Origin of the sequence: Streptomyces sp. NPDC006624 (assembly GCF_040611555.1) — a bacterium.
Classification (GTDB): Bacteria; Actinomycetota; Actinomycetes; order Streptomycetales; family Streptomycetaceae; genus Streptomyces.
Genome location: NZ_JBEXOM010000006.1, coordinates 426,551 through 451,092 on the forward strand (window position 1 = coordinate 426,551; position 24,542 = coordinate 451,092).

Annotated in this window: 24 protein-coding genes; 17 read left to right on the plus strand and 7 right to left on the minus strand. The window is 71.5% G+C overall.

The window, feature by feature from the left end; genetic code table 11:
* Positions 1-92: 92 nt before the first annotated feature.
* From ABZY20_RS15030 to pstB, 10 genes are all read left to right on the plus strand, one after another.
* Entirely contained in the window at positions 93-488 is a 396-nt protein-coding gene (locus tag ABZY20_RS15030; RefSeq protein ID WP_356441735.1) for a GntR family transcriptional regulator, read from the plus strand.
* Complete coding sequence (locus tag ABZY20_RS15035) at positions 485-1,369, plus strand: ABC transporter ATP-binding protein (RefSeq protein WP_356441652.1); 885 nt, start codon at positions 485-487, stop codon at positions 1,367-1,369. Before ABZY20_RS15030 ends, ABZY20_RS15035 begins: the two co-directional genes overlap by 4 nt.
* Positions 1,366-2,226 carry an ABC transporter permease gene (locus ABZY20_RS15040; protein WP_356441653.1) on the plus strand — a complete coding sequence of 287 codons (861 nt, stop codon included), beginning with the start codon at positions 1,366-1,368 and terminating at the stop codon, positions 2,224-2,226. The genes ABZY20_RS15035 and ABZY20_RS15040 overlap by 4 nt, the downstream gene beginning before the upstream one ends.
* 330 nt (positions 2,227-2,556) lie before the next feature.
* Positions 2,557-4,788, plus strand: a complete 2,232-nt coding sequence (locus tag ABZY20_RS15045; protein ID WP_356441654.1) for an RNA degradosome polyphosphate kinase — start codon at positions 2,557-2,559, stop codon at positions 4,786-4,788.
* Positions 4,769-5,851 carry a CHAD domain-containing protein gene (locus ABZY20_RS15050; protein WP_356441655.1) on the plus strand — a complete coding sequence of 361 codons (1,083 nt, stop codon included), beginning with the start codon at positions 4,769-4,771 and terminating at the stop codon, positions 5,849-5,851. Before ABZY20_RS15045 ends, ABZY20_RS15050 begins: the two co-directional genes overlap by 20 nt.
* Before the next feature lie 35 nt (positions 5,852-5,886).
* On the plus strand, positions 5,887-6,330 hold the full coding sequence (locus ABZY20_RS15055) for an NUDIX hydrolase (RefSeq protein ID WP_356441657.1): 444 nt from the start codon (positions 5,887-5,889) through the stop codon (positions 6,328-6,330).
* 252 nt (positions 6,331-6,582) lie between these two features.
* Positions 6,583-7,710, plus strand: coding sequence for a phosphate ABC transporter substrate-binding protein PstS (gene pstS / locus ABZY20_RS15060; RefSeq protein WP_356441659.1), 1,128 nt, complete (start codon positions 6,583-6,585; stop codon positions 7,708-7,710).
* Positions 7,711-7,815: 105 nt separating this feature from the next.
* Positions 7,816-8,823 (plus strand): phosphate ABC transporter permease subunit PstC, encoded by a 1,008-nt coding sequence (gene pstC / locus ABZY20_RS15065; protein WP_356441661.1) that lies wholly within the window; start codon positions 7,816-7,818, stop codon positions 8,821-8,823.
* Positions 8,820-9,890, plus strand: a complete 1,071-nt coding sequence (pstA, locus tag ABZY20_RS15070; protein WP_356441663.1) for a phosphate ABC transporter permease PstA — start codon at positions 8,820-8,822, stop codon at positions 9,888-9,890. Before pstC ends, pstA begins: the two co-directional genes overlap by 4 nt.
* 44 nt (positions 9,891-9,934) lie before the next feature.
* Positions 9,935-10,711, plus strand: a complete 777-nt coding sequence (pstB, locus tag ABZY20_RS15075) for a phosphate ABC transporter ATP-binding protein PstB (protein WP_356441665.1) — start codon at positions 9,935-9,937, stop codon at positions 10,709-10,711.
* A 134-nt stretch (positions 10,712-10,845) separates the two neighbouring features.
* On the opposite strand, the gene ABZY20_RS15080 is transcribed toward pstB, so the two are convergent.
* A complete protein-coding gene (locus tag ABZY20_RS15080) occupies positions 10,846-11,844 on the minus strand; it encodes an inorganic phosphate transporter (protein ID WP_356441667.1) in 999 nt (332 codons plus the stop codon).
* 7 nt (positions 11,845-11,851) lie between these two features.
* A complete protein-coding gene (locus ABZY20_RS15085) occupies positions 11,852-12,472 on the minus strand; it encodes a DUF47 family protein (protein ID WP_020269925.1) in 621 nt (206 codons plus the stop codon).
* A gap of 203 nt (positions 12,473-12,675) precedes the next feature.
* Between ABZY20_RS15085 and ABZY20_RS15090 the strand changes: the two genes are divergently transcribed.
* A complete protein-coding gene (locus tag ABZY20_RS15090) occupies positions 12,676-13,065 on the plus strand; it encodes a metal-sensitive transcriptional regulator (RefSeq protein ID WP_356441668.1) in 390 nt (129 codons plus the stop codon).
* Between the two features lie 7 nt (positions 13,066-13,072).
* Here the strand turns inward: ABZY20_RS15090 and ABZY20_RS15095 are convergent, their stop codons facing one another.
* Both ABZY20_RS15095 and ABZY20_RS15100 read right to left on the minus strand, forming a co-directional pair.
* A complete protein-coding gene (locus tag ABZY20_RS15095) occupies positions 13,073-13,240 on the minus strand; it encodes a hypothetical protein (protein ID WP_356441739.1) in 168 nt (55 codons plus the stop codon).
* 91 nt (positions 13,241-13,331) lie between these two features.
* Positions 13,332-14,183 (minus strand): hypothetical protein, encoded by an 852-nt coding sequence (locus tag ABZY20_RS15100; RefSeq protein ID WP_356441669.1) that lies wholly within the window; start codon positions 14,181-14,183, stop codon positions 13,332-13,334.
* 407 nt (positions 14,184-14,590) lie between these two features.
* Between ABZY20_RS15100 and ABZY20_RS15105 the strand changes: the two genes are divergently transcribed.
* Positions 14,591-16,147, plus strand: coding sequence for an FAD-binding oxidoreductase (locus tag ABZY20_RS15105; protein ID WP_356441670.1), 1,557 nt, complete (start codon positions 14,591-14,593; stop codon positions 16,145-16,147).
* 11 nt (positions 16,148-16,158) lie between these two features.
* Here ABZY20_RS15105 and ABZY20_RS15110 read toward each other — a convergent pair whose 3' ends face one another.
* The 3 genes from ABZY20_RS15110 to ABZY20_RS15120 form a co-directional block, all read right to left on the minus strand.
* Positions 16,159-16,857, minus strand: a complete 699-nt coding sequence (locus ABZY20_RS15110) for a phosphatase PAP2 family protein (protein WP_356441671.1) — start codon at positions 16,855-16,857, stop codon at positions 16,159-16,161.
* A gap of 245 nt (positions 16,858-17,102) precedes the next feature.
* Positions 17,103-18,110, minus strand: coding sequence for an NlpC/P60 family protein (locus tag ABZY20_RS15115; protein WP_356441673.1), 1,008 nt, complete (start codon positions 18,108-18,110; stop codon positions 17,103-17,105).
* Positions 18,111-18,291: 181 nt separating this feature from the next.
* Positions 18,292-19,224 (minus strand): oxidoreductase, encoded by a 933-nt coding sequence (locus ABZY20_RS15120; RefSeq protein ID WP_356441674.1) that lies wholly within the window; start codon positions 19,222-19,224, stop codon positions 18,292-18,294.
* A gap of 89 nt (positions 19,225-19,313) precedes the next feature.
* On the opposite strand from ABZY20_RS15120, the gene ABZY20_RS15125 reads away from it, so the two are divergent.
* The 5 genes from ABZY20_RS15125 (at position 19,314) to ABZY20_RS15145 (ending at position 24,537) form a co-directional block, all read left to right on the plus strand.
* Complete coding sequence (locus ABZY20_RS15125) at positions 19,314-19,916, plus strand: TetR/AcrR family transcriptional regulator (RefSeq protein ID WP_356441676.1); 603 nt, start codon at positions 19,314-19,316, stop codon at positions 19,914-19,916.
* Between the two features lie 394 nt (positions 19,917-20,310).
* The gene (locus ABZY20_RS15130) at positions 20,311-20,619 is read left to right on the plus strand and encodes a hypothetical protein (protein ID WP_004000049.1); all 309 of its coding nucleotides are present in this window, start codon (positions 20,311-20,313) and stop codon (positions 20,617-20,619) included.
* Positions 20,620-20,808: 189 nt separating this feature from the next.
* On the plus strand, positions 20,809-21,642 hold the full coding sequence (locus tag ABZY20_RS15135) for a hypothetical protein (protein ID WP_356441678.1): 834 nt from the start codon (positions 20,809-20,811) through the stop codon (positions 21,640-21,642).
* Complete coding sequence (locus tag ABZY20_RS15140) at positions 21,632-22,984, plus strand: hypothetical protein (protein WP_356441680.1); 1,353 nt, start codon at positions 21,632-21,634, stop codon at positions 22,982-22,984. The genes ABZY20_RS15135 and ABZY20_RS15140 overlap by 11 nt, the downstream gene beginning before the upstream one ends.
* On the plus strand, positions 22,981-24,537 hold the full coding sequence (locus ABZY20_RS15145; RefSeq protein ID WP_356441682.1) for an SCO6880 family protein: 1,557 nt from the start codon (positions 22,981-22,983) through the stop codon (positions 24,535-24,537). Before ABZY20_RS15140 ends, ABZY20_RS15145 begins: the two co-directional genes overlap by 4 nt.
* Positions 24,538-24,542: the final 5 nt, after the last annotated feature.

Sequence of the window (24,542 nt, forward strand, 5' to 3'; positions counted from 1 at the left end):
CGGCTCGAACGGTTCACCGCACCGCACTTGACTTTCCCTCACCCGTTCCACCACCCTTTCACTACTCAATTAGTGAAAGGGTGGTTCCAGCAGTGGTCGAGTACCGCATCGACCGGCGCAGCGGCGTGGCCACCTACGTCCAGATCGTCCAGCAGACCAAGCAGGCCCTGCGCCTGGGCCTGCTGGAGCCGGGCGACCGCCTGCCCACGGCCCGCGAGGTCGTCGAGGCCACCGCCATCAACCCGAACACCGTCCTGAAGGCCTACCGGGAGCTGGAGCGCGAGGGCCTGGTCGAGGCGCGCCGCGGGCTCGGCACGTTCGTGCGCAGATCCCTGGGCACGACGCCCGCCGACTCGCCGCTGCGCGCGGAGCTGGACGCCTGGGCGGCCCGGGCCCGCGCGGCCGGCCTGGAACGCGAGGACGTGGCCGCCCTGTTCACTTCCGTACTCGACGCGCACTTCGACGCGCACGCCAAGGGGGACGCATGACCGACACCGCCATCGAGGCGGCGGAGCTGGGCAGGAGGTTCGGGCGCCGCCGCAGACCGGCCCTGGACGGCTGCTCCTTCCGGCTTCCCGCGGGCAGCGTGTGCGCCCTCACCGGCCCGAACGGCGCGGGCAAGTCCACGCTGCTCGCCCTGGCCGCCGGGCTGCTCAGGCCCGGCGAGGGCTCGATCACCGTGCTCGGCCGGCCCCCGGCGGCGGCCCGCGAACGACTGGCGTACGTCGCCCAGAAAAAGCCCCTGCACCCCCAGCTCACCGTCGCCGGCACCCTGCGGCTGGGCCGTGACCTCAACCCCCGCCGCTGGGACGCCCGGACCGCCGAGCGGATCGTCGCGGAGGGCGATCTCGACCCGGACGCGAAGATCCGCTCGCTCTCGGGCGGACAGCGCACCCGCGTCGCGCTCGCCCTGGCCCTCGGCAAGAGCCCGGAGCTGCTGCTGCTCGACGAGCCCATGGCCGACCTCGACCCGCTCGCCCGGCACCAGCTGACGGCGGCCCTCATGGCGGACGCCGCCGAGCGCGGCACCACGGTCGTCATGTCCTCGCACGTCGTCGCCGAGCTGGAGGGCGCCTGCGACCACCTGCTGCTGCTCGGCGCCGGCCGGGTCCGGCTCGCCGGCCCGCTGGACGACCTGCTGTCCGCGCACACCCTGGTCACGGGCCGGGCGGACACCCCCCTCGACGCGCACACCGTGGTCGAGTCCCGCACCACCGGCCGCCAGCTCACCGCCCTGGTCCGGCCCGCGGGCCCGCTGGGCGACGGCCTGCGGGCGGACCGCCCCTCCCTGGAGGAACTGGTCCTCGCCCACCTGCGCGCGCCCGAGGCGCCGCCGCTGCTGCTCGACACCCGAAAGGCCGCCGCATGACCGCCGTGACCGCCGTGACCTCCGAGGCACCCGCCGCCGCCCGCGCGGCGTCCTCGCGCGGCCTGCTGCGCGCCCTGCTCCGCCTGCACCTGTCGGCGCTGTGGTTCTGGCTGGGGCTGGTGGCGGTGGCCGCGGGCGCGCTGCTGTGGGCGCTCGGCCCGGGAGGGGACAGCACCTGGGCCGAGTACCGGGCGATGAACTGCGACGGGGGCGCCCCGACCCCGGGCTGCGACCTCCCGGGCCCCGCGGGCCTGCGCTACGACACGGTCGTGACGCTCGGCTCCGGGCTCCTCTCGCTCCTGCCCCTGCTCACGGCGGCCTGGGCGGGCGGCGCGCTGATCGGCCGCGAGCTGGAGAACGGCACCGCCCAGCTGGCCTGGACCCAGTCGCTCTCCCCCACCCGCTGGCTGGCCGCCAAGCTCGCCGTCCCGGCGCTGCTGCTCGTGCCGGGCACCCTCGCGCTCACCCTGGTGCACCGCGCGCTCTGGTCGTCGGACCAGCACCTGGCGCACCTCCTGGGCTGGCGCGCGTGGCACGACGACGGCATCTTCGAAGCCAACGGCATCCTCGCCACCGCCCACGCCCTGACCGCCCTGACCCTCGGCGTCCTGGCGGGCCTGCTGCTGCGCCGCTCGCTGCCCGCCCTCGCCGCCGCGGTCCTGGCCGAGTCGAGCCTGATCTACGTCCTCGACGAGATTCGCCCGCGCCTGTGGCCCCTGGGCACCCCGAGGCTCATGCACGAACACCCGTCCTCCCACTTCTGGCCCCTGCAGCTCATGGAGACCGGCCTGCTGCTGGCCGTGGCCGCCGCGGCGACGTCCGCCGCGTTCCTGCTCCTGACCCGCCGCCTCCCCTGAACCCGGTCCGCGCGTCCTTCCACGGGGGGATGGACGCGCGGGCCGCACGGCACATGTCACGGGGATTTTCCACAGCCTGTGGGCGGCCCGGCCGCCCGGGACAGGGGCCCCGAGACCCCCGCGGGCCGCCCCGCGCTATCCCACACGTCATGTCTCCGTAACCATCGATTCAGACGGGCTTGCGACGCTCGGCCAATGAATCCCGCCGTGCCAGAGCCTCCCCCGCCCCGCGAGGGTCAGGAGGGAAACGGGAGCACTCATGTGACACCCCCGCTCCCGCCCGCGCTTTCCGACGCGCCCGTGATGCTCGCGGCGCGGAAGAATGGATCCATGAGCCAGCCGAACACCCAGGCAAAGGTCCAGCACGCGCAGCCCTCCGTGGGCTCCATCGCGGCCCACCGGCCCCACACGGTCGCAGCGGCCGTCTCCGACCTGGAACCCGACATCGACGCCGACCTCGACGCGTACGAGGAGTCCCGGACCGACGGCGTCCAGCTGCCGCAGGGTCGTTTCCTCGACCGGGAGCGCAGCTGGCTCGCGTTCAACGAGCGCGTGCTCGAACTCGCCGAGGACCCGAACACGCCCCTGCTGGAGCGGGCCAACTTCCTCGCGATCTTCGCCAGCAACCTGGACGAGTTCTTCATGGTCCGGGTGGCCGGCCTGAAGCGCCGTATCGCCACCGGCGTGGCCACCCGCTCCGCCTCCGGCCTGCAGCCCCGCGAGGTGCTGGAGATGATCTGGGCCCGCTCGCGCGAGCTGATGGCCCGGCACGCCGCCTGCTACCACGAGGACGTCGCCCCCGCACTCGCGGAGGAGGGCATCCACCTGGTCCGCTGGAGCGAGCTGCAGGAGAAGGAGCAGGCCCGCCTGTTCACCCTGTTCCGGCACCAGATCTTCCCCGTGCTGACCCCGCTGGCCGTCGACCCGGCGCACCCCTTCCCGTACATCTCCGGCCTGTCCCTGAACCTGGCCGTCGTCGTACGGAACCCGGTGACGGGCCACAAGCACTTCGCCCGGGTGAAGGTGCCGCCGCTGCTGTCCCGCTTCCTGGAGAGCTCCCCGGGCCGCTACGTCCCCATCGAGGACGTCATCGCCGCCCACCTGGAGGAGCTGTTCCCGGGCATGGAGGTGCTGCAGCACCACGCCTTCCGGCTCACCCGCAACGAGGACCTGGAGGTCGAGGAGGACGACGCGGAGAACCTGCTCCAGGCGCTGGAGAAGGAGCTCATGCGCCGCCGCTTCGGGCCGCCGGTGCGCCTGGAGGTCGAGGAGTCCATCGACCGCGAGGTCCTGGACCTGCTGGTGCGCGAGCTGAAGGTCAGCGAGGCCGAGGTGTACCCGCTGCCCGGCCCCCTGGACCTCACGGGCCTCTTCCGCATCGCCTCCCTGGACCGCCCGGAGCTGAAGTACCGCAAGTTCGTCGCCGGCACCCACCGCGACCTCGCCGAGGTCGAGTCGGCGTCCGCGCCGGACATCTTCGCCGCGCTGCGCGAGCGGGACGTGCTGCTGCACCACCCGTACGACTCGTTCTCCACGTCCGTGCAGGCCTTCCTGGAGCAGGCGGCCGGCGACCCGGACGTCCTGGCGATCAAGCAGACCCTGTACCGCACCTCGGGCGACTCCCCCATAGTCGACGCCCTCATCGAGGCGGCCGAGTCCGGCAAGCAGGTCCTGGTGCTGGTCGAGATCAAGGCCCGCTTCGACGAGCACGCCAACATCAAGTGGGCGCGCAAGCTGGAGGAGGCCGGCTGCCACGTGGTCTACGGCCTGGTCGGGCTGAAGACCCACTGCAAGCTGTCGCTGGTGGTCCGCCAGGAGGGCGAGACGCTGCGCCGCTACAGCCACGTCGGCACCGGCAACTACCACCCGAAGACGGCCCGCCTCTACGAGGACCTCGGCCTGCTCACCGCCGACCCGCAGGTCGGCGCGGACCTCTCGGACCTCTTCAACCGCCTCTCCGGCTACTCCCGCCGCGAGACCTACCGCCGGCTGCTCGTCGCCCCCAAGTCCCTGCGCGACGGTTTGGTCTCGCGGATCACCAAGGAGATCCAGCACCACCGCGCCGGACGTCCCGCGCACGTCCGCATCAAGGTCAACTCGATGGTCGACGAGGCCGTCATCGACGCCTGCTACCGCGCGTCCCAGGCGGGCGTGCCGGTCGACGTGTGGGTGCGCGGCATCTGCGCGCTGCGCCCGGGCGTGACGGGCCTGTCGGAGAACATCCGGGTCCGCTCCATCCTCGGCCGCTTCCTGGAGCACTCCCGGGTGTTCGGCTTCGGCAACGGCGGCGAGCCCGAGGTGTGGATCGGCAGCGCCGACATGATGCACCGCAACCTCGACCGCCGGATAGAGGCCCTCGTCCGGGTCACCGACCCGGCCCACCGGGCGGCTCTGAACCGGCTGCTGGAGACCGGCATGTCCGACACCACCGCCTCCTGGCACCTCGGCCCGGACGGCGACTGGACCCGGCACGCCACCGACGCGGACGGCCAGCCCCTGCGCAATATCCAGGAGATGCTCATAGACGCCCGGAGGCGCCGGCGTGGCACAGCGACACCTTGACCCGACGAACCCCCTGACCGGGCCCGCCCCCACGGGGGACACCCTCGCGGGCTACCTGCGGGCCCAGGCCACGGAGTTCCTCCGGGCGCTGCGCCTGCACCGGGAGACCGGCCCGGGCGCCAACGGCTCGGACGGGTCCGCCGACGCGGCCCGCGCCCTGCGCCGCTCGGCCCGCCGCATCAGCGCCAGCCTGCACACCTTCCAGTCCCTGCTGGACGCGGAGTGGTCCGAGGCGATGCGGCCCGAACTGGCCTGGGTGTCGGGCACCCTGGCCATGGAGCACGCCTACACCGCACGCCTGGAGCGGCTGCTGACGGCCCTGCACCGCCTGTCGGGCTCGACGGTCCCCGCCCCGTCCCCGGCCCTCGACCCGGCCGCGGGCGGTCGTGCCACCGTGCCGCGCAACCCCCCGGCCCCGGCGGCGGAGCGCGGCAACCTGACCGTGGGCGCGGCCAAAGCCGGCGCCCTCCTGGACCGCCAGCTCACCCTGGCCCGCACCCGGGCCCACTCCACCGCCCTGCAGGCCCTGGGCTCCAGCCGCTTCCACGCCGTCGCGGACAGGGTCGCGGTCCTGGCCAGCGAGGTCCCCCTCACCGCCGGCGCGGCCGCCACGGACCTGCGCCCCCTCGCCGGCGCGGCCGAGGACCGCCTCAGGGACGCCGTGACCGCCCTGCCCCTCGTCACCGCGGGCAACCCGTACAACGCGGCGGCCCTCGTCCACGGCCTCTCCCCGGACACCGTCCCGCACCCCCAGGACGCCCCCTGGCACCAGGTCCGCCTGCTGCTGCGCCTGCACCGCTACGCGCGCGAGGCGGTCCGCGGGGAGCTTGCCGGCGACCCCGTCGCCGCACCGCGCCTGCTCGCCGCCGGCCAGGCCCTGAACCGGCACCGCGACGCCTCGGAGGCGGCAGCGGCGGCGGCGCAGGCGGCCCGCACCCCCCGGATCGCCCCGGCCACCGCGTACGCCCTCGGCGTGCTCCACGCCGACCAGCGGCACGAGGTGGAGGCCGCCCGGTTCGCCTTCCAGCAGGCGTGGCAGAAGGAGACCGTCAGCGCGTCATGACCAGGCACGGCACTCAAGGAGGCGGTGACCCACCGGTGAGCACCCCCGAGGACACCACCGTTCAGGCGGCGGGCTGCATCCTGTGGCGCCGCGCCCCCGGCACCGGCGAACTGGAGCTCTGCCTCGTCCACCGGCCGAAATACGACGACTGGTCGTGGCCGAAGGGCAAACTCAAGCGCGGCGAGGAGGCACGCGCCGGGGCGCTGCGCGAGGTGGCGGAGGAGACCGGCTGCCGTGCCGTGCCGGGCGCCGAGCTGCCGGCCGTGCGCTACACGGCGAACGGCCGCCCCAAGCAGGTGCGCTACTGGGCTGCCGAGGCCGTGACCTGCGATTTTACCCCGACGGACGAGGTGGACCGGGTGCTGTGGCTGTCACCGGAGAAGGCCCGCGCCCAGCTCACCCAGCCCCACGACCGCCCCTACGTCGACGCCCTGCTCGACGCGCTGCACGGACCCCGCCCGGCCGGCGGACCGGAGTAGCACGGTCCGCCGTCGCACGGCACGACACACCAGCCGACCGGAATCCCCACGTGTTCTCCCCGTGAGCATTCCGTGACCTAACCACACCGTCGGCAGGGGTTCACCCCTCGTTCATGTGCGGCCATCGGCGGCTTCACCTGATCTGCCTAATTTCGGCCTTACGACGCGAGCCGCGCCTGCGCGGGTCCGTGTCAGCGACACCCAGACTTCGCACGCCGCCGATCAGGACGGCGGCTCCTGGAAGGAACTCAAGTGAAGCTTCAGCGCATGAACCGGCGGGCCCTCGCTCTCGGTGCTCTCGCCGTCTCCGGCGCCCTGGCCCTCACGGCGTGCGGCTCCGACGACACCGGCGGCAACAGCGCCGGCGGCGACTCCTCCAACGCGGCGCCGAGCAACATCAAGTGCGACGACGCCAAGGGCCAGCTGCAGGCGTCGGGCTCCTCGGCGCAGAAGAACGCCATCGACGCCTGGGTCAAGCAGTACACCGCGGCCTGCAAGAACGTGCAGGTCAACTACAACCCGACCGGCTCGGGCGCGGGCATCACCGCCTTCCTGCAGGGCCAGACCGCCTTCGCCGGCTCGGACTCCGCGCTGAAGCCCGAAGAGGTCGAGCAGTCGAAGAAGGTCTGCTCCGGCGGCCAGGCCATCGACCTGCCGATGGTCGGCGGGCCGATCGCCATCGGCTTCAACGTCCCGGGCGTCGACAGCCTGGTGCTGGACGCCGCCACGCTCGCCAAGATCTTCGACAACAAGATCACCCAGTGGAACGACCCGGCGATCGCCAAGCTCAACCCCGACGCCAAGCTGCCCGACCTCAAGATCCAGGCCTTCCACCGCTCGGACGAGTCCGGCACCACGGACAACCTCACCAAGTACCTGAAGGCCGCCGCGCCGAACGACTGGAAGTACGAGCCGGGCAAGGCCTGGGAGGCCAAGGGCGGCCAGTCCGCGCAGGGCTCCTCCGGCCTGGCGCAGCAGGTGAAGCAGACCCAGGGCGCGATCTCGTACTTCGAGCTGTCCTACGCCAAGGACGGCATGAAGACGGTCAGCATCGACACCGGCGCCTCCCAGCCGGTCGAGGCCACCCTGGACAACGCCACCAAGGCCATCGCCGCCGCCAAGCAGGTCGGCACCGGCAAGGACCTCGCGCTGAAGCTCGACTACGCGACCAAGGCCGACGGCGCCTACCCGATCACGCTGGTGACCTACGAGATCGTCTGCGACAAGGGCAACAAGGCCGAGACCCTGCCCGCCGTCAAGTCCTTCCTGAACTACATGGCCTCCGAGGACGGCCAGGGAGTGCTGACGGACGCCGACTACGCCCCGATGCCCGACGAGGTCATCACCAAGGTCCGCGAGACCGTCAACGGTCTGAGCTGACCCGAGCGTGCGGCCCGGCCCCGACCGGGGACGGGCCGCACCGTCCGGTGCACCGCCGCCAGGAGCCCTCCGGACCACGGACGGCTCCGCAGACCGGAGAACCCGATGGACATAACGACACAGAAGCCAAGCACCCCTCCGACGTCCCCCCTCCCCGGCACGGCCGAGCAGAAGCGCGCCGCACGCGGCGCCACCCGCCCCGGCGACCGGATCTTCCTCGGGCTCTCCCGCGGATCCGGCATCCTCGTGCTGGTGATCATGGCCGCCATCGCGGCCTTCCTGACCTACCGCGCCGTCCTCGCCATCGGCAAGGACGAGGCCAACTTCTTCACCACCTTCGAGTGGAACCCCAGTGGCGCCCCGCCCGTCTTCGGCATCGCGGTCCTGGCCTTCGGCACCATCGTGTCGTCGATCATCGCCATGGTCATCGCGGTTCCGGTCGCGGTCGGCATCGCCCTGTTCATCACGCACTACGCGCCGCGCAGGCTCGGCGGCCCCATCGCCTACGTGGTCGACCTGCTCGCCGCGGTGCCGTCCATCGTCTACGGCCTGTGGGGCGCCCTCGTCCTGGTGCCGCAGATGGACGGGCTCTACGGCTGGCTGGACGACTACCTCGGCTGGACCGGCGTCTTCCAGTGGAACGGCGGCGCCGCCCGCTCGCTGTTCACCGTCGGCATCCTGCTCGCGATCATGATCCTGCCGATCATCACCAACGTGAGCCGCGAGGTCTTCCGCCAGGTCCCCCAGATGCACGAGGAAGCCGCCCTGGCCCTCGGCGCCACGCGCTGGGAGGTCATCCGGATGTCCGTGCTGCCCTTCGGCCGCTCCGGCGTCATCTCCGCCTCGATGCTCGGCCTCGGCCGCGCCCTCGGCGAGACCATGGCCGTCGCGATGGTGCTCTCGCCGACCTTCGACATCACCACCAGCCTGCTCAACCCGGGCGGTGGCACCTTCGCCCAGAACATCGCCAGCAAGTTCAACGAGGCCACCGAGCTGGGCCGGGACGCGCTGATCGCCTCCGGTCTCGTGCTCTTCGTCATCACCCTGCTGGTCAACGGCGCAGCCCGCCTCATCATCGCCCGCCGCAAGGAGTACTCGGGGGCCAACGCATGAGCAACGCATCTCTCGCCGGCAAGCCGGCCAAGAACCCGAGCTCCCTGCGCGGCGCGAGCCTGCCCAAGTGGTTCGCCTGGGCGGTCGCCGCCGGCTCGGCCGCCGCGGGCTACGGCATCAGCGCCGCCGCCGGGCTGCAGAGCGACATCCAGTGGGCCCTGATCGCCTCGCTCCTCTTCGTCGTCGGGTCGTACGCCATCTCCGCGGCCGTCGAGGGCAAGCGGCAGGCCAAGGACCGGACGGCGACCAGCATGGTGTGGGTCGCCTTCCTCCTCGCCGTGATCCCGCTGGCCTCCCTCATCTGGGAGACCGTGCTGCGCGGTGTGAAGGTCTTCGACATGTACTTCCTCACCCACTCGATGGGTGTGGTCGCCGACAGCGAGCCCGGCGGCGGCATCTACCACGCCATCCTCGGCACGCTGGAGCAGGTGGGCATCGCCACCCTGATCTCCGTGCCGGTCGGCGTGCTGACCGCGGTCTACCTCGTCGAGTACGGGCGCGGCCGGCTCGCCCAGGCCGTCACCTTCTTCGTCGACGTCATGACGGGCATCCCGTCGATCGTCGCGGGTCTGTTCATCCTCAGCATCGTCTTGATGTTCGACCTGGGCCCGTCCGGCTTCGCCGGCTCGCTCGCCCTGTGCATCCTGATGATCCCCGTGGTGGTCCGCTCCACCGAGGAGATGCTCAAGCTCGTCCCGAACGAGCTGCGCGAGGCGTCGCTGGCGCTGGGCGTGCCGAAGTGGCGCACCATCCTGAAGGTCGTCATCCCGACGTCCGTCGGCGGCATCACCACCGGCGTGATGCTCGCGATCGCGCGCATCACCGGTGAGACCGCCCCCGTGCTGCTGCTGGTCTGGGGTACGAACTTCATCAACGCCAACCCCTTCAGCGACCCGCAGGCCTCACTGCCGATGTACATCTACCTGCAGTACGCCAACAGCGGCGGCTCGGGCGCGGCGTACGACCGGGCCTGGGCGGCGGCCCTGACGCTCATCGCGTTCATCATGGTCCTGAACCTGGCGGCCCGCGGTATCGCCCGCTGGAAGGCCCCGAAGACCGGTCGCTGAAGCGGCCACGGCGACTGATCTGACTGTCTGGAAGTGAAGCAATCATGGCCAAGCGAATCGACGTAAGCGGACTGACCGCCTACTACGGCTCCCACAAGGCGATCGAGGACATCTCGATGACCGTCGAGCCGCGCTCGGTGACGGCGTTCATCGGCCCGTCCGGCTGCGGCAAGTCCACGTTCCTGCGCACCCTGAACCGGATGCACGAGGTGACCTCGGGCGGCCGTGTCGAGGGCAAGGTCCTGCTGGACGACGAGGACCTGTACGGCAACGGCATCGACCCGGTGTCGGTGCGCCGCGAGGTCGGCATGGTGTTCCAGCGGCCGAACCCGTTCCCGACGATGTCGATCTTCGACAACGTGGCGGCGGGCCTGCGGCTGAACGGCAACTACAAGAAGAGCGAGCTCTCCGACATCGTCGAGCGGTCGCTCAAGGGCGCGAACCTCTGGAACGAGGTGAAGGACCGCCTGAACAAGCCCGGCTCGGGCCTGTCCGGCGGTCAGCAGCAGCGCCTGTGCATCGCCCGGGCGATCGCGGTCGAGCCGAACGTCCTGCTCATGGACGAGCCCTGCTCCGCACTCGACCCGATCTCCACGCTGGCGATCGAGGACCTGATCGGCGAGCTGAAGGAGCGCTTCACGATCGTCATCGTGACGCACAACATGCAGCAGGCGGCGCGCGTCTCGGACCGCACGGCGTTCTTCAACCTCGCGGCGGTCGGCCAGCCCGGCAAGCTCATCGAGATCGACGACACCGAGCGGATCTTCTCCAACCCGTCGGTCCAGGCCACGGAGGACTACATCTCCGGCCGCTTCGGCTGAGCCCACCCGGCGCGAGACTCCTCGCGGTGCTGCATGGCGGTGCCACCGCGAGGCCGAAAAAGGGCCCGCCCCTGCTCCCAGGGGCGGGCCTCTTCGTGTGCGCTGCGGGCCGCTGGTCGGCGTGCCCGTCCGCTCTACAGGAACGCCAGGTTCACGATCCCGAACGAGAGGGCGGCGACGAGCGCGGCGGCCGGCATCGTGATGAACCACCCCAGGATGATGTTCTTGGCGACGCCCCACCGCACGGCGTTGACGCGCTTGGTCGCCCCGACGCCCATGATGGCCGAGGTGATCACGTGGGTGGTGGAGATCGGCGCCTTGAAGAGGAACGCCGTGGTGAACATGATCGTGGCGCCCGTGGTCTCCGCCGCGAAGCCCTGCGGCGGATCCAGCTCGATGATCTTGCGCCCGAGGGTCCGCATGATGCGCCACCCGCCGGCGTAGGTGCCCAGCGACAGCATCACCGCGCAGGCGACCTTGACCCACACCGGGATCGGGTCGCCGTAGTCCTCGACGTCCGCGATGACGAGGGCCATCACCACGATGCCCATCGTCTTCTGCGCGTCCTGCAGACCGTGCCCCAGCGCCATGCCGGCCGCCGAGACGGTCTGGGCTATGCGGAATCCGCGCTTGGCCTTGTGCGGGTTGGCCTTGCGGAAGATCCACAGGATCGCGGTCATCACCAGGTAACCGGCGATCAGACCGACCACCGGCGAGATGAACATGGGGATGACGACCTTCTCCAGCACCCCGTCCCAGTAGACCGTCGTCCCGCCGGCCAGCGCCGCCCCGACCATGCCGCCGAACAGCGCGTGGGAGGAGGACGAGGGCAGCCCGAAGTACCAGGTGATGAGGTTCCAGACGATGGCGCCCACCAGCGCGGCGAAGAGGATGCCCATCCCCTTCGACCCCTCCGGTGTCTGGATCAGGCCCTCGCTGACGGTCTTGGCGACCCCGGAGCCCAGGAAGGCACCGGCGAGGTTCATCACCGCGGCCATCGCCAGCGCGGCCCGGGGCGTCAGCGCCCGGGTCGAGACGGACGTGGCGATCGCGTTCGCCGAGTCGTGGAAACCGTTGGTGTACGTGAAGAAGAGCGCGACCGCGATGGTCACGACCAGAGCGAAGGTGTCCATGAAGGGATCAGGACTCCTTGACGGCGATGGTCTCCACCGTGTTCGCCACGTGCTCGAACGCGTCCGCCGCCTCCTCCAGCACATCCACGATCTGCTTGAGCTTGAGGACCTCGATGGCGTCGTACTTGCCGTTGAAGAGGTGCGCGAGCAGCTTGCGGTGGATCTGGTCGGCCTGGTTCTCCAGCCGGTTGACCTCGATCCAGTACTCGGTGAGGTTCTCCATGGTCCGCAGGTGCGGCATCGCCTCGGCCGTGAGTTCGGCCGCGCGCGCCAGCACCTCGATCTGCTGCTCGACGCCCTTGGGCAGTTCCTCGACGTTGTAGAGGACGACCAGGTCGACGGCCTCCTCCATGAAGTCCATGATGTCGTCGAGGGACGAGGCGAGGGAGTAGATGTCCTCGCGGTCGAACGGCGTGATGAAGGAGGAGTTCAGCTGGTGGAAGATCGCGTGCGTGGCGTCGTCACCTGCGTGTTCCGCTGCCCTCATACGCTCTGCGATCTCGGCCCGGGCGGATGCGTCCGCCCCGAGCAGTTCCATCAGGAGCTTCGAGCCCGTGACGATGTTGTCCGCGGAGGCGGCGAACATGTCGTAGAAGCTCGTCTCCCTGGGGGTCAGACGAAAGCGCACGTGGGGTCCTCGGGGTGCTTCGGTTTCGGTCAGGCTGATGCTAGGCGCATCATCCGGCCACGGCTATCGGGCCGCCCACCAGTGTCGCCCATGGGGCACAGTGGTGAGCACGGGGGCGGTACCAGGGCCGTATACCCGGGAAAGTTCGGTACGATATACCCAGTAGGGGTATATGTCTGCTCGGGGCCATCCAGGAGGAAGCGATGACGGACGTGACCGACGCCACAGCTGTCGCCCAAGTCACCGCCGACCCCGGTGCGCCGGCCGTGACCGACCACGACCACGGGGTGCACGGCTACCACAAGCAGAAGGACGAGCACCTCAAGCGCCTGCGGCGCATCGAGGGCCAGATCCGCGGTCTGCAGCGCATGGTCGACGAGGACGTCTACTGCATCGACATACTCACGCAGGTCTCCGCCTCCACCAAGGCCCTGCAGTCCTTCGCCCTGCAGCTGCTGGAGGAGCACCTGCGGCACTGCGTCGCCACGGCAGCCGTCGAGAGCTCCGCTCAGGGGGCCGTCAAGGGCGGTGACGAGATCGACGCCAAGGTCAAAGAGGCGACCCAGGCGATCGCCCGCATGCTGCGGACCTGAGCCGGGTTCAGCGCCCGGAGGCGTCGCGCTCCTCGGCGACCCTCAGCACCTCGTCGATGCTCTCCAGGCTGAGCCGCTCCTGCGCGGCCGAGGCCGCGATGATCAGCTCCCCGCACAGCTCGATCTCCGCGAGGGCCACGTGGTCCTGAACTGCCGTACCGCCGACCGGAGCCACGTGCGTCACCTCGTCCCTGCCGTTGCCGACTTCCTAGAGTAGGGAGCGGCCCACACACCGCGCATGGCACGGACGGGCTAGTTCACGCCGGTCACTCCTCGGCGATCCGGCCCGCGTAGATGTCGTCCTCGTCCGGCAGCCGCACGCGGACCGGGGCCCCGAAGGCGTAGAGAAGGGTGGTCGAGGCGACGGCCACGGGCTTCTTCTGCTGCCCGTTGACGAAGCTGAACCGGTGCCGGACCTTGCGGACGCGCCCCTCGTCGTCGAGGTAGGCGTCGAACGGCACCTCGGCCGTGGCGAACCCCTTCGCCGCCGCGCGCAGCGACCCCGCGTTCCCCTTCGAGGCCCGCTCGGCCGCGTCCCCGAGGTGGGCCGTCCCGCGGTAGTGCCGCACGCCGGTGCCCGCGACCTCGGTCCGGCCCACGTACCGCGCCGAGCGCGTCCCGCGCAGCACCTCGGCCGCCGTGAGCGGATCGGTGGCCCCGCCGGTGACCAGGTTCCCGTCGGACAGCGTCCGCGTCTCCACCCGCACCCACTTGTCCGGGGGCACCCCGGCGCCCCGGTTCTTCATGAACAGGGCCCCGGGCGCGAGCAGTTCGGTGATGGGCCGGCGTTCCTCGGCGCCGGCGGGGTCCTGCGGCAGCAGCACCCTGAGCTGCCCGAGCCGCTCGCGGTAGTCGTAGACCCCGGCGCCCCGGATGGTCACCCGGGTCCCGCCGGTGGCCATCTCCATCGACGTCCGCGCCTTGGAACTGCCCGCCTCCACCAGCCGGTCGGCGGCCCCGCGCAGGGTGGCGACGGCGTCCCCGCCCCGCGCGTCCCCGGCGACGGCGTCCCCGCCCGCGCACCCTCCGGCCCCGATGCCCACCGCGGTCGCGACCCCGGCCGCGACGAGCGCCGCACCCGTCCGCCCGCGTCGCCGTTCGCGCTGCCGCCCAGTCATCGCCTGCCTACCCCCAGCCGGTACGTCCGTCACGGGCCCCCTCGTCGTTCCGGTTAACGACGGGCATGTGCCCCCGTCACGCGGGCGGGCCCCCACCGGTCCACACGCCGTTCACCCGGGCTGGGTACGGTGGTCGGCGTGGCGCAGACGGACGGGCCGGCACCTCCCCCCAACCTCCCGGAACACCGCACGACGACGCAGGAGAAGGGCCGCTTCTGCGTGGCCCGGTGCACCTGCGGCTGGTACGGCCCGGCGAGACGAGCGAGAAGCCAGGCGCGCACGGACGCGGAGCGACACACCACGGACTGAGGAACCCGGCCGCGGGCGCTCCCCCCGGCGGGGACCGGCGTCATGGAACCCCCGCCCCCACCACCCCGTCTCCCACGACGGAACGACCGGGAGGCCCCGTGGAACGCCGCACACTCCTCACCGCCGGCACGGCGGCCGTCGCCGCGGCCGCGACGCCCTTCGCCGCCGCCTGCACCACATCGAGGGGCACCCCCCGCTCCCGGCCCCCGGCCACGACCACGCGCACCACCACGACCGCGAACTCCGCCGCGGCCGACTGGTCCGCCCTCGCCCGGGACCTCGACGGCCCCCTGGTCCGCCCCGGCGACCGCGCGTGGCAGACGGCCCGGCAGCTCTACAACACCCGCTTCGACACCCTCAAGCCCGCCGCCGTGGCGTACGCGGCCCACACGGACGACATCCGCACGGCCCTGGCCTACGCCCGCGCCCACGCCCTGCGCGTGGCGATCCGCAACGGCGGCCACTCCTACGCCGGCTGGTCCTCCGGCGACGGCCGCCTGATCATCGACGTCTCGAAGCTGGACCGCGTCCGGGCCTCCGGCGACACCGCCGTGGTCGGCGCCGGCGCCAAACTGATCGACGTCTACCGCGCCCTCGCCGCCAAGGGCGTCACCATCCCCGCCGGCTCCTGCCCCACCGTCGGCGTCTCCGGCCTCACCCTCGGCGGCGGACACGGCGTGGTCTCCCGCGCCTACGGCCTGACCTGCGACAGCCTCACCCGGGCCACCCTGATCACCGCCGACGGCAAGCAGCTCACGGCCGACGCCCGGGAGAACAAGGACCTGTTCTGGGCCCTGCGCGGCGCGGGCAACGGCAACTTCGGCGTCGTGACGGAGCTGCACTTCCGGACCCACCCGGCCCCGCAGGGCGTCTCGGCGTACCTGTCCTGGCCCTGGTCGAAGGCGGCCGCGGTGGTGCGGGCCTGGCAGGAGTGGGGGCCGGCCCAGCCCGACGAGATCTGGTCGTCGCTGCACCTGGCCAACGCCGCGGGCGGCACGCCGACCGTGTCCGTCGCGGCGTTCTCCCTCGGCACCCACGGCGAGCTGCAGAACGCCGTCGACCGCCTCGCCGACCGCGTGGGCGCCCCGGCACGCAGCGTCTCCCTCAAGCGCCGCTCGTACGAGGAGTCGATGGAGGTGTACGCCGGCTGCTCCTCGTTCCCGACGGACGCCCAGTGCCATCTGCCGGGCTCGACACCGGGCCGCTCCCCGCAGGGCGCCCTGGGCCGCGAGACCTACGCCGCCGCGTCGGACTTCTTCGACCGCTCCCTGTCCGCGGCCGGCATCCGCGCGCTGCTGTCCGGCATCGGCTCGGTGCGCGGCGGCACGGGCAGCATCGCCCTCACGGCCCTCGGCGGCGCGGTCAACCGCGTCTCCCCGACCTCGACGGCCTTCGTGCACCGCCGTTCGCGCATGCTGGCCCAGTACATCGCCGCGTGGCGGGCCGGCACGAGCGGCACGACCGCGCGCGACTGGCTGGCCTCGGCCCACCGGGCGATGCGCCCGCACGCCTCCGGCGCCGCCTACCAGAACTACACCGACCCCACGCTCACCGACTGGCGCACGGCCTACTACGGAGACGCGGCGGCGCGCCTGGCCCGGCTGAAGAAGCAGTACGACCCGGACCGCTTCTTCCGCCACCCGCAGGCGCTGTGAGCCGCCCGGCGCTACGCGGCGAGGTCCCGCTCGGACGCCCGCTCGCTGCGCGCCTCGGGGACCACCGCGTCCTGTGCCCCGGCACGCCCTCCGGCCCGCACCAGCCACCCCGCCCGGGGCGAGCGCTCGACGGCCTTCACCACGGGCGTCAGCAGCGCCATGGCCACCGGTGACAGCAGCAGCGCCACGGCCGTCCCGAGCGCGAACCCGCCGACCACGTCCGTCGGGTAGTGCACGCCCATGTAGACCCGGATGAACCCGCCGAACAGGGCCAGCACCAGAGCGACGAGCCCGAACCTGCGGTGGGCGACGAACAGCCCGACCGCCAGCGCCATCACGATCGTCGCGTGGTCGCTGACGAAGGAGTAGTCGGTCTTGCCCTGGACGAGCACCTCGAGCCCCTGGTGGTCGAGGAACGGCCGGGGCCGCTCCACGAAGCCCCGTATCGGCACGTTCACCAGCACGGCCACACCGGCGGCCAGCGGCGCCCAGACCAGGGCGGCGACGGTGGACGCCGCGTCCTCGTCACCGCGCCGTCGCACGGTCCACCAGCACCACACCACGAGCAGCACGATGGCGAGCAACAGCCCGTACTCGCCCACGTACTCCATGACGCGGTCGAACCACGGTGGCGCGGCCTTGGCCAGGCCGTTGATGTCGTACAGCAGGTCGACGTCGGGGTTCGACCCGGAATCGGCGAGTCCAGCCATGGTGCTGCGGCCCCTTCGTCGTCTCTCCCGGCGCACCCGTGCGTGCGCCGCTCACGCCACCCCCGTGGTTGTAGATCCGCCTCCGCTGCATGTGCCGGTGACACATGACTCCTGACGGCTGCTCGGCTACGTCATCAGGAACGCATGGTCCCCGTTGATACGTTCCACACTCCACCGAATGATCACGCAGACGTTATCGAAGAGAGATACGTCACCGCAGCTCAGGGGGTGGGTTCACACGCGGTTCACACCGTCGTGGGCAGTGCTTTCGCGCCATCTTCGGTCACTCTGGTCGCTCCGAAGTAGTCGGGGGTGTCGATCGGGTCGAACCGGATGACGGCACCGGTCCGCGGCGCGTCGATCATGTACCCGCCTCCCACGTAGATGCCGACATGCCGGATGGCCCGCGAATTGGTGAGGTCGTCCGAGAAGAACACCAGGTCACCGGGGAGCAGTTCGTCCCGGTCGGGGTGCGGACCGGCGTTGTACTGGTCGTTGGCGACGCGCGGGAGCGTGATGCCCACGCTCTCGTAGGCGGCCTGGGTCAGCCCGGAGCAGTCGAAGCGTCCGCCCTGCTCAGCGGTGCCGGTACCGCCCCACAGGTAGGGCGTGCCGAGCTTCTTCTGCGCGTACTCGATCGCGCCGGCGGCCTGCTTGGAGGGATCGACCCGGCCGACGGGCGCCGCGAAGCTCTCCGAGAGGGCGGTGATCCTCTTCACGTAGTTCTGCGTCTCGCTGTACGGCGGCACGCCCCCGTACTTGATCACCGCGTACGCGCCCGCGTTGTAGGCGGCCAGCATGTTCTCGGTCGGATTTCCGCCAACCTTCTTCACGTACGAGGCGAGTTCGCAGTCGTACGACGCGGCGGAGGGGATCGCGTCCTTCGGGTCCCACACGTCGCGGTCGCCGTCGCCGTCGCCGTCGATGCCGTGGGTGGCCCAGGTGCCGGGGATGAACTGCGCTATGCCCTGTGCGGCGGCGTGGCTCTGCGCCCTCGGGTTGAAGCCGCTCTCCTGGTAGAGCTGGGCGGCGAGCAGGGCCGGGCTGATGGCGGGGCACAGGTTGCCCCACTTCTGCACGAGGGCCGCGTACGCGGCGGGCACCGACCCCTTGGCCAGCGCTTTCGCCCCGCCGCTCACGCCGTTGACCAGGTTCCCGGCGACGATGTAGACCCCGACGACGAGCAGCATCACGAAGGCCAGGGCGGAACTGATCGCAACGCTCGCCACGATCCACGCCTTACGCACCGTCAACCGCCCCTCGCCGCCCAGGAGTCCGCCGCTCAGTGTAGAGGCGGCCGCCGCGCCCGGGAATGATCACGCCGGGGAGAGTCGGGGGCGGACGGGGGAACGGACCGCCGCACGGGCGGCACCGCGGGAGCACGGCCGCAGCGCCCGGCGCACGGGAGGGTCACGCGCGAACCGCCGGGGAGCGTCAGACGCCGATCGGCCGGTCCGACGCCGACGGGAAGGACGTCCCCGTCAGCTCCTCCGACACCCGCCACAGCCGACGGGCCGTCACAGGGTCGCTGGCCGCGCGGGAGCGGCCCACCAGGGCCGGGGCGCCGCGCATCTCGGCGAAGCCGCCGGGTCCGACGTAGCCGGCGCCGGGAAGGTCCTGGGTGGCGGCGAAGAGGGTGGGCAGGGCGCCGGCCCGGTCGTCCTGGGCGAAGAACCTGTTGCCCAGGCGCATGAGGACGCGGGCGGCCGGGCTGGCCGCGTGGCTCTGGAGGTTGGTGGCGGCGTAGCCCGGGTGGGCGGCCAGGGCGCGGACCGCGGAGCCCGACTCGGTGAGCCTGCGCTGGAGCTCCAGGGTGAACAGGAGGTTGGCCAGCTTGGACTGGGCGTAGGCGCGCTGCGGGGTGTAGGAGGCGGACAGGTCCAGGTCGTCGAAGCGGATCCGGGCGCCGCCCCAGCGGTGGGCGGCCGAGGCGAGCGTGACGACGCGGTCCGTGATGTGCGGCAGCAGCAGGTTCGTCAGGGCGAAGTGGCCGAGGTGGTTCGTGCCGAACTGCATCTCGAAGCCGTCCTTGGTGCGCCGCCTCGGGAGCATCATCACGCCGGCGTTGTTGATCAGCACGTGCAGCGGCTCCCGCCACTGTTCGGCGAAGGCCCGCACGGAGGACAGGTCCGCCAGGTCCAGCCGGCGCACCTCGGTGCTGCCGCGCACGGTCGCCGCCGCGGCCCGTCCGCGCTCGGTGTCCCGTACGGCGAGGACGACGTGCGCCCCCGCCCGGGCCAGCGCGTCGGTGGCGGTGAGCCCGATGCCGCTGTTGGCGCCGGTGACGACCACGGTGCGCCCGGTGAGGTCGGGCAGGCGCTCCGCGCTCCAGGTCTGGTTGCTCTGCGTGTTCGGTTCGTCGGCCATGACCTGAATGTAGACGCCGCCAACAATGCTGTCAATGACAACAATGCTGACGGTGACCACAATGCTGGCGCCGTCAACATCGGGATACGATGGCGGGCATGCCAGAGAGCCGCCCCTACCACCACGGAGACCTGCGTTCGGCCCTGCTCGCCGGTGCCGAGCGCACCCTGCGGGAGAAGGGCGCAGGCGCGCTCTCACTGCGCGAACTGGCCCGCGAGGCCGGCGTCAGCCACGCCGCGCCCGGCCGCCACTTCAAGGACAAGCAGGCCCTGCTCGACGCCCTGGCGCTGACCGGGTACGACCGGCTGGGCCAGGCCCTCGCGGACGCCGACGACCCCGCCCTCCCACTGCAGCGGCGGCTCACCGCCCTCGCCCGGGCCTACCTCGCCTTCGCGCTCGGCAACCCCGAGCTGCTGGAGCTGATGTACGCCCGCAAGCACCACCCCGGCGCCTCCGAGCAGATGGCAGCGGCCGTCGACCGGACGGTGGGCTCGCTCGAACGGGTCCTCGCCGACGCCCAGCGACGCGGCGAGATCATCGCGGGCGACCCGCACCACCTCACCCTGATGACCGGCGCCGCCCTCCAGGGCGTCGCCTCCTTCGCGGCGACCGGCATGCTCGCCCCCGAGGCGGCCCTCGACGGCATCGAGGACCTCGTCCACCTCCTGCTGCACGGCCTCAAGCCCCGCTGAGCACAAGGCGCATCACCGGGTTGGGTAGCCTTCACCCGGAGAACACCGGCACGACCCGGCGCGCCCCACTCATCCGATCGGCCGTCAGAAACGCGCCGCAAAGGTGACATTGGTCATAAGAGTGCACAACGACGGAACCACACGACAGGTTTCGCTCAGGCCTCATTGCCCGGCGTGACCTGCCGTGATACACAGAGTGACCATACGATCCTTCGTACGCCGCCCGACGCCCCCTATAGGGGCCGGCGCCGAACGGTGGCAAGGTATTCGTACGAAACCCGCCACTCAATGACGCCAAGTCGACATACGACAGCGTCATTGTCGGCGAGAATGAGGCCTGACCTCTGCACGACCGCAGAGGATGCGGAACTACCCAACAGGGGCGGTGACTTACATGCTCTTTGCGGCCGACAAGGGAGACATCAACACCATCATCGGCGGGATCGCTCCGGACTGGGGCCCCTTCGGCAGCCTGGGCAACGAGGCCAAGGTGATGATCGAGGTCGTGATGGCGGTGGCCATCCTCATCTGCCTGGGCATCGCCATCTGGGGCGCCGCCAAGCAGCGCATCGGCGCCACGGCCCTGCGCGACACCTTCAGCGCGGAGCAGGGCAAGGGCCTCATCATCGCCGGCCTCACAGGAGTCTTCATCATCGGCTCCCTCGGCACGCTCTTCACCATCGTGTACGGCATGGCCGTGTAGGCCGGGCACCGTCCGTCCCGGCCGGCACGCCCGGCTCCCCCTCTTCCCACCCGCCCGTCGTGCCCACCGGCTGAGGTTGCGTTTCCCTGATGTCGAGTCACCACACCGCGCCCGCGCGGGAACCAGCACGGCTACCGTCGTACAAGGAGTCGAAGTGTCTCCGCACGACGTGGAGGGGGCGTACGCGGCATGAGTCCCGGTGACGAACACGAGGCCTCCGGCGGCTACGGCGGCACGGGCCAGACCCGCACCCGCCTCCCCGACCCGGCCACGGACCCCTACGGCACCCCGCGCCGGAGCCCCCGCTCGTCCTCCCGCGGCCTGGTCACGGTGGTCGGCGTGGTGGTCCTGCTGATCGCGGCGATCGCCTTCGCGAACCGGGGTGGGGACGAGTCGTCCCCCACGGACACCACGGGCGACAAACCGGAGACCTCCGCCACCGCCCCCTCGGGCCAACGCCCCGTCAAGACCAAGTCCGCCGCGGGCATCCCGTCGGGCTTCGCCCAGGACCAGGAAGGGGCGGAGAGCGCGGCGGCGAACTTCGCCGTGGTGCTGGTCTCGGCCGACATCCTCAAGCCCGCGCGGCGGCCGGAGATCGTCCGCCAGGTCTTCGACGCCGGCAGAGTCGCCGAGCTGGAGAAGAACCTCGACCAGGTCTACGACAAGGCGTTCCTGGACAAGGTGGGCCTGGACGAGAACGGCGACGCGCCGAAGGGCAGCACGTACGTCTCACGCACCATGCCGGTCGGCACCAGGACGACCGACTACTCGGGCGGCACCGCCACCGTCGAGGTCTGGTGCACGGGCGTGTTCGGCATGACAGGGGAGAGTTCGCAGAACCCCGTCACCAGCGACTGGTTCACCATGACCCTCCGGCTGCGCTGGGCCGACGGCGACTGGAAGGTCGACAGCTTCTCCCAGAAGGAAGGCCCCGCGCCGGTCAACGGCGACAACAAGGTGTCGACGTCCGACGACATCTCCAAGGCCGTCGAGGAGTTCGGAGGGTTCACGTATGCCCGGTAGCCCGCGCCGCGCAGTGAAGGTCGCCGCAACCCTCACCGCCGTCCAGACCACCCTGGTCCTGTTCGCCACCCGAGCGGTCGCGGCCCCCACGCCGTCGCCCACACCCACCCCGTCCGCCTCGCCCAGCAGCGACAACTGCTCCCTGCTCTCGGGCAGGGCCAGGGAGATCTGCGAAGGCGACACCGGCAGCGGAAGCGGTACGGGCGGGGGCAACCCCTCTCTCGACCCCACCTCCACCCTCGACCCCCTCTCCTCCCTCGCCAAGGGCTGTGCCGACGCCGCGTCCTGGACCGTCGGCAAGCTCAGTGACGCCGTGAAGGAGACCGCCGAGGTCGACTTCACCAACCCCCAGTTCCTCCAGCAGTACGCCGTCGTCTTCGCCGCCTCGACGGTCCTCACGCTCCTGCTCTGGCTCCTGGCCGTCGCCAAGCGGGCGGTGCGCGGCGTCCCCCTCACCACCGCCCTGTCCGAAGCCATCGGCTTCCTCTGGCTGACCGTGCTGGCCTCCGCCTTCACCCCGCTGATCCTCTACACCGTCGTATCGGCCACCGACGGCATCACCGAGGTCCTCGCCAAAGCCACCGGCGACCAGACCGACGCCTTCTTCGGCACCTTCTCCGAGGCCCTCAAGAAGGGCGAGGACATCGGCGGCGGCCCCATCATGCTGATCGTCGTCTCCCTGGTCAGCATCCTCGCCGCCGGCGTGCTCTGGCTGGAGCTCGTCATCCGGGCGGCGCTCCTCTACGTCGGCGCCCTCCTCGGCACCGTCGTCTACGCCGGCCTCGTCGACAAGAACCTCTGGGGCCACGTCCGCCGCTGGGCGGGCATCATGATCGCGGTGATCCTGGTCAAGCCCGTCATCGTCATCGTCCTCGGGCTCGCCGGCGCACTCTCCGCGGGCGACGGCCCGGACGCCTTCTCCGCCGTCGTCTCCGGCCTCGCCATCATCCTGCTCGCCATCTTCGCCAGCGCGATGATCTACCGCTTCGTCCCCGGCTTCGGCGACGAGATCGCCGGTTCCCGCAACAACCGCCTCATGCAGGGCGCGGAGAGCAAGGCCGCCGCGGTCATCAGCTCCCCCGCCACCCTCGTCGCGCAGGGCATCAAGACCCACAGCACCCGCGCCGACAACAACGGCGGAGGCAGCCAGTCCTCCGCCGCCCGCCCCAGCAACCCCGCCTCCGGCGGAGTCGCCGCGCACAGCGGGCGCACCTCGAACGGCGGCGGCGGACCTGTCCCCTCCGCCGCACCCGCACCCCGTTCGGGCAGCCCCGTCAACACCCCGCACGCCAGCAGCACCCGCAACAGCAGTACCAACCGCACGGGAGGTGAAGGGCGTTGACGACCGAGTCCCACGTGTCCCATCCGGTCACGCCCCGCCGTACGTATCTGATCGGCCGCGCCCGGCCGAACGCGATCATCGGCCGCAACCGCGAGACCGGCGAGATCGCCCTGATCGTCGTGGGCGCGTTCCTCGGCATGATGTGCGGCCTGCTCGTCCCGGTGCTGTCCCTGCGCATCGTGCTGCTCGCCGGCTTCCCGATGCTGGCCCTGGCCGCCGTGTACGTGCCGTACAAGCACCGCACCTTCTACAAGTGGTTCGAGATCAACCGCAGCTACAAGCGCACCCTCAAGCAGGGCGCCACCTACCGCTCCACCGCCGTCGAGGCCGGCACCCGCCTGGACGGCAAGGAGGTCGAGGTCGGCCCGCCCCCGGGCATCGGCCGCATCACCTGGCTGTCCGCCCCCTTCGGCCCCGACGAGATCGCCGTGCTCCTGCACGCCGACCGCAAGACCGTCACCGCCGCCATCGAGATCGAGGGCCCCGGCGTCGGCCTGCGCGACAGCGAGGACCAGGAAGCCCTCGTCGACCGCTTCGGCACCTTGCTCAAGCACGTGGCCAACGGCGACGGCTTCGTCACCCGCCTGCAGATGCTCGCCCGCACCCTGCCCGCCGACCCCGACGCCCACGCCAAGGACGTCGCCGTCCGCGGCGACGACAAGGCACCACCGTGGCTGCAGCATTCCTACGAGCAGCTCCAGTCGATGGTGTCCACCAGCAGCGAGCAGCACCGCGCCTACCTCGTCGCCTGCATGCACTACACGCGCGACCTCGCCGCCGAGGCCAACGCCATGGCCCGCGCCGCCCGCGCCCACGGCGGCAAGGTCGACCGCGACGCCGGGCTCGCCGTCGTCATGGCCCGCGAGCTCACCGACATCTGCTCACGCCTGCAGGAAGCCGACATCCGCGTCCGCCAGCCCCTCGGCCAGAGCCGGCTGTCCTCGCTGATCCACTCCATGTACGACCCGGACCACCCGATCGACCACATCCAGGCGATGACCAAGCGCAACGCCTGGCCGGCCGAGCTGGACGCCATGGAGCCCACCTACCTCCAGGCCAAGACCCGCGAGTCCTCCACCCGCGCCCCCTGGTGCCACGCCACCGCCTGGGTGAAGGAGTGGCCGATGACCCCCGTCGGCGTCAACTTCCTCGCCCCGCTGCTCGTCCACACCCCGGACGTCATCCGCACCGTCGCCGTCACCATGGACCTCGAACCCACCGAGGTCGCCATCGAGCGCATGCTCACCGAGAAGACCAACGACGAGGCCGAGGCGTCCCGCGCCGCCAAGATGAACCGCACCGTCGACCCGCGCGACGTGGCCGCCCACTCCCGGCTCGACCAGCGCGGCGAGGACCTCGCCAGCGGCGCCGCCGGCGTCAACCTCGTCGGCTACATCACCGTCAGCTCCCGTTCCCCCGACGCCCTCGCCCGCGACAAGCGGACGATCAGGGCCTCGGCGGGAAAGTCGTACCTGAAGCTGGAGTGGTGCGACCGCGAGCACCACCGCGCCTTCGTGAACACCCTTCCCTTCGCCACCGGCATTCGGAGGTAGGACCT